10 protein-coding genes are annotated in these 7,492 nt (G+C 65.1%); 4 read left to right on the top strand and 6 right to left on the bottom strand.

All coding sequences use genetic code 11. The annotated features are described in order from the left end of the window. The 3 genes from AC2VON_RS26190 to AC2VON_RS26180 all read right to left on the bottom strand — a co-directional run. Positions 1–493: LLM class flavin-dependent oxidoreductase (locus AC2VON_RS26190; protein ID WP_486955421.1), on the bottom strand; the 493-nt coding region annotated here is incomplete at its 3' end. A 19-nt stretch (positions 494–512) separates the two neighbouring features. Beyond that, entirely contained in the window at positions 513–1,223 is a 711-nt protein-coding gene (locus tag AC2VON_RS26185; protein WP_486955420.1) for an EthD domain-containing protein, read from the bottom strand. A 30-nt stretch (positions 1,224–1,253) separates the two neighbouring features. Further along, positions 1,254–1,712, bottom strand: coding sequence for a nuclear transport factor 2 family protein (locus AC2VON_RS26180; RefSeq protein ID WP_486955419.1), 459 nt, complete (start codon positions 1,710–1,712; stop codon positions 1,254–1,256). A 161-nt stretch (positions 1,713–1,873) separates the two neighbouring features. Here AC2VON_RS26180 and AC2VON_RS26175 point away from each other — a divergent pair, with 161 nt between their 5' ends. From AC2VON_RS26175 to AC2VON_RS26165, 3 genes are read left to right on the top strand one after another with little or no spacing between them, the layout of a single operon-like run. After that, positions 1,874–3,001: a hypothetical protein gene (locus AC2VON_RS26175; RefSeq protein ID WP_486955418.1), complete on the top strand. Its 1,128-nt coding sequence runs from the start codon at positions 1,874–1,876 to the stop codon at positions 2,999–3,001. Positions 3,002–3,003: 2 nt separating this feature from the next. Next, a complete protein-coding gene (locus AC2VON_RS26170; RefSeq protein WP_486955417.1) occupies positions 3,004–3,786 on the top strand; it encodes an SDR family oxidoreductase in 783 nt (260 codons plus the stop codon). Continuing rightward, entirely contained in the window at positions 3,786–4,928 is a 1,143-nt protein-coding gene (locus tag AC2VON_RS26165; RefSeq protein ID WP_486955416.1) for a sulfotransferase family protein, read from the top strand. Before AC2VON_RS26170 ends, AC2VON_RS26165 begins: the two co-directional genes overlap by 1 nt. Positions 4,929–5,010: 82 nt before the next feature. On the opposite strand, the gene AC2VON_RS26160 is transcribed toward AC2VON_RS26165, so the two are convergent. Further along, positions 5,011–5,382, bottom strand: coding sequence for a hypothetical protein (locus AC2VON_RS26160; RefSeq protein WP_486955422.1), 372 nt, complete (start codon positions 5,380–5,382; stop codon positions 5,011–5,013). 35 nt (positions 5,383–5,417) lie between these two features. Further along, entirely contained in the window at positions 5,418–6,557 is a 1,140-nt protein-coding gene (locus tag AC2VON_RS26155) for a 3-ketosteroid-9-alpha-monooxygenase, oxygenase component (protein WP_486955415.1), read from the bottom strand. A 116-nt stretch (positions 6,558–6,673) separates the two neighbouring features. Here AC2VON_RS26155 and AC2VON_RS26150 point away from each other — a divergent pair, with 116 nt between their 5' ends. Further along, positions 6,674–7,198, top strand: coding sequence for a gamma carbonic anhydrase family protein (locus AC2VON_RS26150; RefSeq protein ID WP_486955414.1), 525 nt, complete (start codon positions 6,674–6,676; stop codon positions 7,196–7,198). Between the two features lie 49 nt (positions 7,199–7,247). Here AC2VON_RS26150 and AC2VON_RS26145 read toward each other — a convergent pair. Then, the coding region (locus tag AC2VON_RS26145) for a nuclear transport factor 2 family protein (protein WP_486955413.1) at positions 7,248–7,492 on the bottom strand (245 nt) is incomplete at its 5' end.

Below are 7,492 nucleotides of genomic sequence, written 5' to 3'. Positions count from 1 at the left end.
GGGTCCACAACGCGTCACAAACCGCCAGCGTGTGATCGAGCAGCCTCCCCCGGCGGCGGAATGGCAGGCCCGCCGCCTCGTACTCCTCGCGCTGCCAGCCGACACCCACTCCCAGATCGACGCGGCCGCCCGACAGCACGTCCAGGGTCGCGACCTGCTTGGCAAGCACCACCGGTCGGCGCAGCGCCGCCAACAGCACCGCGGTGCCGAGCCGGATGCGGGTGGTCAATGCCGCCAACGCGGTGAGCACCGTCAGCGGCTCGAGCCACTGGCCGTCGGGGCCGGTCGGCTGGCGGCCACCTGCGATCCCACCGAGCGCCGGGTTGGCGTACGCGTCCGGGTTCTCGCCGAATGCGACGTGATCGGAGACGACGACGCGGTCCACACCCGCGGCGTCCATCGCCTGCCCCAGCGCGAGAGTCGAACTCCACACGTGGTCCGGATCATCGGTGAACGTACGCAGTTGAAATGAAATCTGAGGTGATCGTGACATCTCTCCCCTTCTCCTCCCTTCACCCGGTGGACGCCGTGAAGGGTGTCCGAAAGAGATAGCGGCTGGTAGGTACCGTGTCGACGTTCTCGTTTGCTCCAAACGCATTGACGCTGTTTAGCATTCGGGTCATTCTGTCCCGCAGGTCCGCGTCGTCGCGCGCGCCGTAGAAGACGCGCGGGTTCCAGACCGCGTCTTCGGGGAACAGTTCCTCGACGATGCCGTCGATAGTGGGTGCGTTCGCGGTCAGCGGCCGAACCACGACGTTCTGGGTGTAGCCGAAGGTTGCCTGCGTCTCGATCGCAACCGGGGTGTGGCCGATCTGCCATCTGTGCAGCCATGTCGATTCGTCGAGTGCCGCGGGCCGTCGCAGCAACGCCACGTTGGCCAATCCCGGTGTTCGGTAACCGCCACCCGGATCGGGAGGAGCGATCGGCATCGATTCGGTCACCAAATAGGCTGCCACCGCATCAGCTTCGGCCTCGAGCAACGCTACGGCCGCGTGCACCTGCTCGCCGTAAGACTGCTGGGTCCAAAGGCACACCACCGCCGCGGCAGGTGGATCCAGCGTCGTCAGGGTCAGCAGCGATTCCTGGACCGGCTCGTCGCGGACGTTCACCGCGAGGCCGGGCAATCCCAGGTTCAGCAGTGCGGCAGCGACGGGGCCGCGGATCCGACGGCACCATTGCTCATCGAAGTTCGCGGTCCGCACGATGATCACTACTTTTTCCATGACGTTCTTCCTCTGTTTTGACGCGCACACTCACCAGTGCACACGACGTGCCGGTAGGGTCTCGATCGCATCGATGGACAGCATCCGCCGCGCGATACGCCAGCCGGCATCGGTGCGCCGGTACTCATCGGAGTAATGCAGATACCAGACCACGTCGGTGATCTGGCCACCGGTGTCTGTCCAGTGGTGAGCGACACCGGCGATGGATCCCGTCGCTGAGCGGCCGGAGGTTGCGGCGGTGTAGACCTCCCCGACGATCGCATGATGTGTTCGGGTGAGCCGATCCAACGGCGCCATCGCTGCACGAACCTCGGCTCGGCCGTTGTGTCGAACTGACGGACCGAGGTGATCGGGTGGTCTCGGTAGGGTGAGTTCAGCTGTCACCGTGAACAATTCAGCGACATCGTCGAACCGGCGCGCGTCTACGTAGGCCGCGTAGCGGTGCACTAGGTCAGACAAGTCCAACCGGTCGACGGCAGGCAACGTCATGATGCTGAACCTAACAGCAGCGGGGTATCGCTGGCCGGCACCTGAATGTGCGGCAGGCGTTGATCACGCTGGCCGACGAGTGCACGTGGTAGCCAGGTGAAGCCGCTGCGAGCCACCGCCGATAGATTGACGAGAAATAGAACGCGTTCTAGTGTCGAGGCGTGTTCTCCCATCCGCTGGCCGCGGCGATCGCCGAGGCGGAGCAGTTGGTAGCCGCCGCACCCCATGCCGAGACCGAAGCCGACCTGGTGGAGGGGCTGCAGTATCTGGCCGGCTGCGTGGCCGCCTGCACCCATATGGCATTTCACCAGGAGCGTGATCACCCGTTCCTGCTGTCCGGTACCGGGCCGTTCACCAAGATGGGTCTGGACAACCCCGACACCCTATATTTCGGCTGTCGCGTGCAGGCCGGGCACGATTACGCCGTCACCGGCACGCGCGGTACCACCACCGACCTGAGCTTCCAACTCCTCGGCGGGGAGTACACCGAAGACAATGTTCCGGCGAGCGAAGCTGCCTTCGACGATCGGGAACTCGACATCGCCGCCGACGGTGGCTTCCAGTGGCGGTTCCGCCCGAGGGGGCCGTCGCAGCTGGTGATTCGCGAAGTCTACGGTGACTGGTCGCAGCAGCGTGGCACGGTCGCGATCTCCAGATTGGACACCGCGGGAACCGCACCGCCGCCGTTGAACCGGGAACGTATCGAAAGACGTTACGCGACAGCAGGAAAGCAACTCATCGGCCGGGTCAAGACCTGGCTGGCGTTTCCGCAATGGTTCTATCTCAACATCCCGGTCAACACCATGGCGGCGCCTCGTCTTACCCCCGGCGGGCTGACCACCCAGTACTCGTCGGCCGGGCACTTCGAGCTGGGGCCCGAGCAAGCGCTCATCATCACGTTGCCGGTTACCGACGCACCGTACCTGGGTTTCCAGCTGGGCAGCATGTGGTACATCTCGCTGGACTACCTCAACCACCAGACGTCGCTGAACGGCACTCAGGCCCAATCCGACCCGGATGGCAAGATCCGCATCGTGGTCGCCGAGAAGAACCCCGGCGTCACCAACTGGGTCGAGACGCTGAGCCATCGGCGCGGCTTTCTGCAGTTCCGCTGGCAGCGGGTGTCGCGGCCGCTCACCGACGTCGACGGACCCGCCGTGGAACTCGTCGACTGCGCGGCAGTGCCGGCCGCGCTGCCCTACTACGAGCACAACAGGATCTCCGAGGAGGACTGGCGGGATCGCATCGCGCAACGACAGAGTCAAATCGCCAACAGGATGCTGGGGTAGGGATGACCGGAATGCTGGAAGGAAAGGTCGTGGTGATCAGCGGGGTCGGGCCGGCGCTCGGCTCTACGCTGGCGCATCGGTGCGCCGCCGACGGTGCCGATCTGGTGCTGGCGGCACGCACCTCCGAGCGGCTCGACGGCCTGGCCAAGCAGATCGCGCAGACCGGGCGGCGTGTGGTTGCGGTGTGCACCGACATCACCGACGAGACTCAGGTGGCCAACCTGGCCGATACCGCGCTTTCCGAATACGGTAGGGCCGACGTGTTGATCAACAACGCATTTCGAGTGCCGTCGATGAAACCCTTGGCGGATACCACGTTTCAACACATCCGCGATGCCATCGAGCTCACCGTGCTCGCAGCGCTGCGACTGATCCAGGGCTTCACGCCGGCCCTCGCCGAGAGCAACGGCGCCGTGGTCAACGTCAACTCCATGGTGATCCGGCATTCGGATGCCAAACACGGCGCGTACAAGATGGCCAAGTCCGCGTTGCTGGCGATGTCGCAGTCGTTGGCGACCGAACTCGGTGAAGCCGGAATCCGGGTGAACTCGGTTGCCCCCGGCTATATCTGGGGCGAGACATTGAAAGGTTACTTCGCCCACCAGGCCGGCAAGTACGGGACCACGGTGGATCAGATCTACTCCGCGACCGCTGCGAAATCCGACCTGAAGCGGCTACCCACCGAGGACGAGGTGGCTTCGGCGATCATCTTTTTGGCCAGCGACCTGGCCAGCGGCATCACCGGCCAGATCCTCGATATCAACTGCGGTGAGTACCACGCCTGATGGGGCGCACTGACGTCGGCACCGTCGAGGACCTGCACGCGTCGGCTACCAGGCTGGTCGGCCTCGACGATTTCGGGTCCGACGACGACAACTACCGGGAGGCGCTGGCCGTGTTACTGGCGTCCTACCGGGAAGAGGCGGATCTGACCGAACTGGGCAGCAAGATGAACCGGTTCTACCTGCGCGGCGCGCTGGTGGCCAGGCTGTTGGCCGAGGCCGGCTGGAAGCAATACCCGCAGCACGCCGACGTCGCCATCGAACGTCCGATCTTCGTCACCGGCCTGCCGCGCACCGGCACCACCGCGCTGCACCGGCTGCTCGGCGCCGACCCGGCCCACCAGGGCCTGCAGATGTGGCTGGCCGAATACCCGCAGCCGCGACCGCCGCGGCAAACCTGGGACGCCAACCCGGCATTCCGGCGGATGCAGGCCCAGTTCAGCCGGCACCACAACGAAAACCCGGGTTACACCGGACTGCACCTCATGACCGCAGACGGGCTCGAAGAGTGCTGGCAGTTGCTGCGCCAGACCTTGCACGCGGTGGCATACGAGACCCTGGCGCACTTACCGAGCTATGCGCAGTGGCTGTCCCGCCAAGACTGGAAACCGTCGTATCGGCGGCACCGCAAGAATTTACAGCTGATCGGCCTGAACGACACCGGAAAGCGCTGGGTGCTGAAGAACCCCAGCCATCTGTTTGCACTGGACGCGCTGATGGCCACCTACCCGGACGCGCTCGTCGTGCAGTGTCACCGCCCGGCCGAGACCATCATGGCGTCGATGTGCTCGCTGGCCGAGCACACCACCGCCGGATGGTCGAACACGTTCGTCGGCGCGCAGATCGGTCACGACGCCCTCGAAACCTGGTCGCGGGGCCTGGCGAAGTTCGACGCCGAACGTGCCGAATACGACGCGGCGCAGTTCTGCGACGTTGACTATGCCGACTTCGTCGCCGACCCGTTGGCCACCGTGACCGGCATCTACCGGCACTTCGACCTGCCCCTCCCCGATGTCACGCGTCAGGCGATGGCCGAGACTGTTGCCGAGAGCCACACCGGCCCTCGGACCCCGAAACACCGCTATTCACTGACTGATTACGGCCTTACCGCCGACCTGATCAGGGATTGCTTCGCCGGCCTGTAACCCGGCTCTACCGAGCATGCACAAACTCGCACGTGCGAGGCCTGCGCAGTGCGAGTTTGTGCATGCTCGCGGCCAGGCAAGCTCACTCCTTCAGGCCAGCGTGCTTGATGCTGTCGGTGAGTCTCGGGCAGGAGTGGGCGCGGCTGCTGTCCGCGCCTTCGGCACGCAGTTCGGCAAAGTACGCGCAGCGCCGCATCGCATCGAAATTCCACTGCACCGCAGTGTATCCCAGCGCAACCTTCTTGACGGCGACGTTGGCATGGCAGAACCGGCAGTCGACTTGCACCAGCCCGGCGTTGAGGTAGTGCTCGCGATCCCGGCGGCTCGCCTCGGCAATGGCCGCCGCCCGCGTCGGATCGTCACTGAAATCCGGTGCCTTCGACCAGGGGCCACCACCCGGCTCATCGGAATGGTCATCGTGTGCTCCGTACAGGAACAGCATCGAACGAGCCATCTCCTCGACGTCCGGCGCTGGCCCCCCGTTGGAGTTCACGCCGAACCCTGCTCAGCCTTACGCTTGAGGTTCGCATCGACCTCGGCGCGCCATTTCTCGTTGGCTGCGGTCGGGTCCACCTCGAGCTCGAAGCGATCCGTCATCTCCGGTGTGACGCCGGCCGCATCCACAAAAAACTGCGAATACCAGCGGCGTAGCTGGTAGACCGCACCGTCCTCCTCGACCAGCAGCGGATTGTCGATGCGGGTCTTGTGCTGCCAGATCTCGACGTCCTGCAGAAAGCCCTTGCTGACACCGTCGGTCATCGCATCGGCGAGTTTGTCGGTTGTCGCGTCGTCGAGGCCCTTGGGCTTTTCGACGATCACCCCCCACTGCAGGACGAACTTGTCCTGGGTCACCGGGTAGTGGCAGTTGATCAGGATGGACTCGGCCCGGTACCCGCTATAGCTGTTGTGCAGCCAGTTGATCATGAACGACGGCCCGAAGTACGAAGCTTCCGAATCGAGTTCGGCTGAACCGTAGCTGGTTCCCAGGCCCTCGATGTCGGGACGGCCGATGTTGTGCAGGTATTGGGAGGCGACGTGGCCCTCGAACACGTTTTTGAAATAGGTCGGCAGGCCGAAGTGGATGTAGAAGAAGTGCGCGAAGTCGGTGACGTTGTCGATGATGTCTCGGCAGTTGGAGTTGATCTCCATGCTGTTCCACCGCCAATCGGTCCACTGGTCGCTGGAGGCCTCCGGGATCTCGGGGATGCGGACCTCGGGTTGCGGCGGGTTGCCCTCGTGGTCGTGCCAGACGAACAGCAGGCCGCCGCGCACGTCGGTGGGCCAGGAGCGGGTGCGGGCCGCACGCGGGGTCCGCTTGGAGTAGGGCACCAGCTTGCACCGGCCGTCGCCGCCCCAGCGCCAGTCGTGGAACGGGCAGGCCACCGCGTCGCCCTTGATGGTGCCCTGAGTCAGGTCGCCGCCCATGTGCCGACAGTATCCGTCGAGGACGTGCAGATCCCCATGCGAGTCGGCGAAAACCACGAGTTTGGTGCCGAATGCGTGCAGGGCGTGGGGTTTGCCGTCCCGGAAGTCATTCGCCACGCCGACGCAGTGCCAGCCGCGCGCGTATCTGGTCGGCAATGTGCCGGTGTCGATTTCGCGGATGCCGACGCTGGCAGAGTCGCTCATAACCCGGTACCTCCACTCACGTATTCTAACTAGAACACGTTACAGTTTTGCCCGGTGCCGCGCAATGATCGCGGGTCAGGTGCTGTGCGCAATGGCCGCCGGTATATATCTGGTGAATGCAACTGTTTTCCTTCCAAGGCCGATCGCCGACGGTCGACGAGGGCGCGTTCATCGCGCCGACCGCCACCCTGATCGGCGACGTCACCGTCGAGGCGGGCGCGTCGGTGTGGTTCAACGCGGTGCTGCGCGCGGACGATGCGCCGATCATCGTGCGGCAGGGCGCCAACGTGCAGGACGGATCGGTGCTGCACGTACCGCCGGGGGTCCCGGTTGATATCGGCCCGGGCGCCACAGTGGCCCACATGTGCCTCATCCACGGCGCACACGTCGGGGCCGAGGCGCTGATCGCCAATCACGCCACGGTGCTCGACGGTGCGGTGATCGGTGCGCGCAGCATGGTGGCGGCCGGTGCGCTGGTGCTTCCGGGCACCCAGATTCCCGATGAGGTGCTGGTGATCGGGGCGCCGGCCACGGTCAAGGGTCCGATCGCCGGCAGCAGCGCCGAGATGTGGGTGAAGGTGAACCCGAAGTTCTACCAGGATCTGGCCGACCGCTACCGCGCCGGGCTGAAGCCGGTATGACCGATCGCCTCGCCCAACCCGGGCGTTCCGATGACCCGGCCGTGGCCGGTCAGGCCGGGCGCGCCGTCGCGGTGGTGCGGTCGGCCTCCCAGTAGGCGCGCAGCGCCGCCAGCTTGCCGTCGTCGTTCACCCGATAGGTGAATACACCCTCGGTGGTGACCTGGTAACCGCCCATGGTGATCACGATCGAACCGACATTGGCTTCCTCGTTGCCGCAGCAGAAGCTGTCGACGAAGTTGAACTCGATCCTGTCGGTCGGAGCGATCGCCTTGTCCCAGAACGCCGAGATGGCGT

This window comes from Mycobacterium sp. TH-M82 (assembly GCF_057473605.1).
The sequence above is the reverse complement of the archived record's forward strand: the minus strand, read 5'-3'. Positions and strand labels throughout refer to the sequence as shown.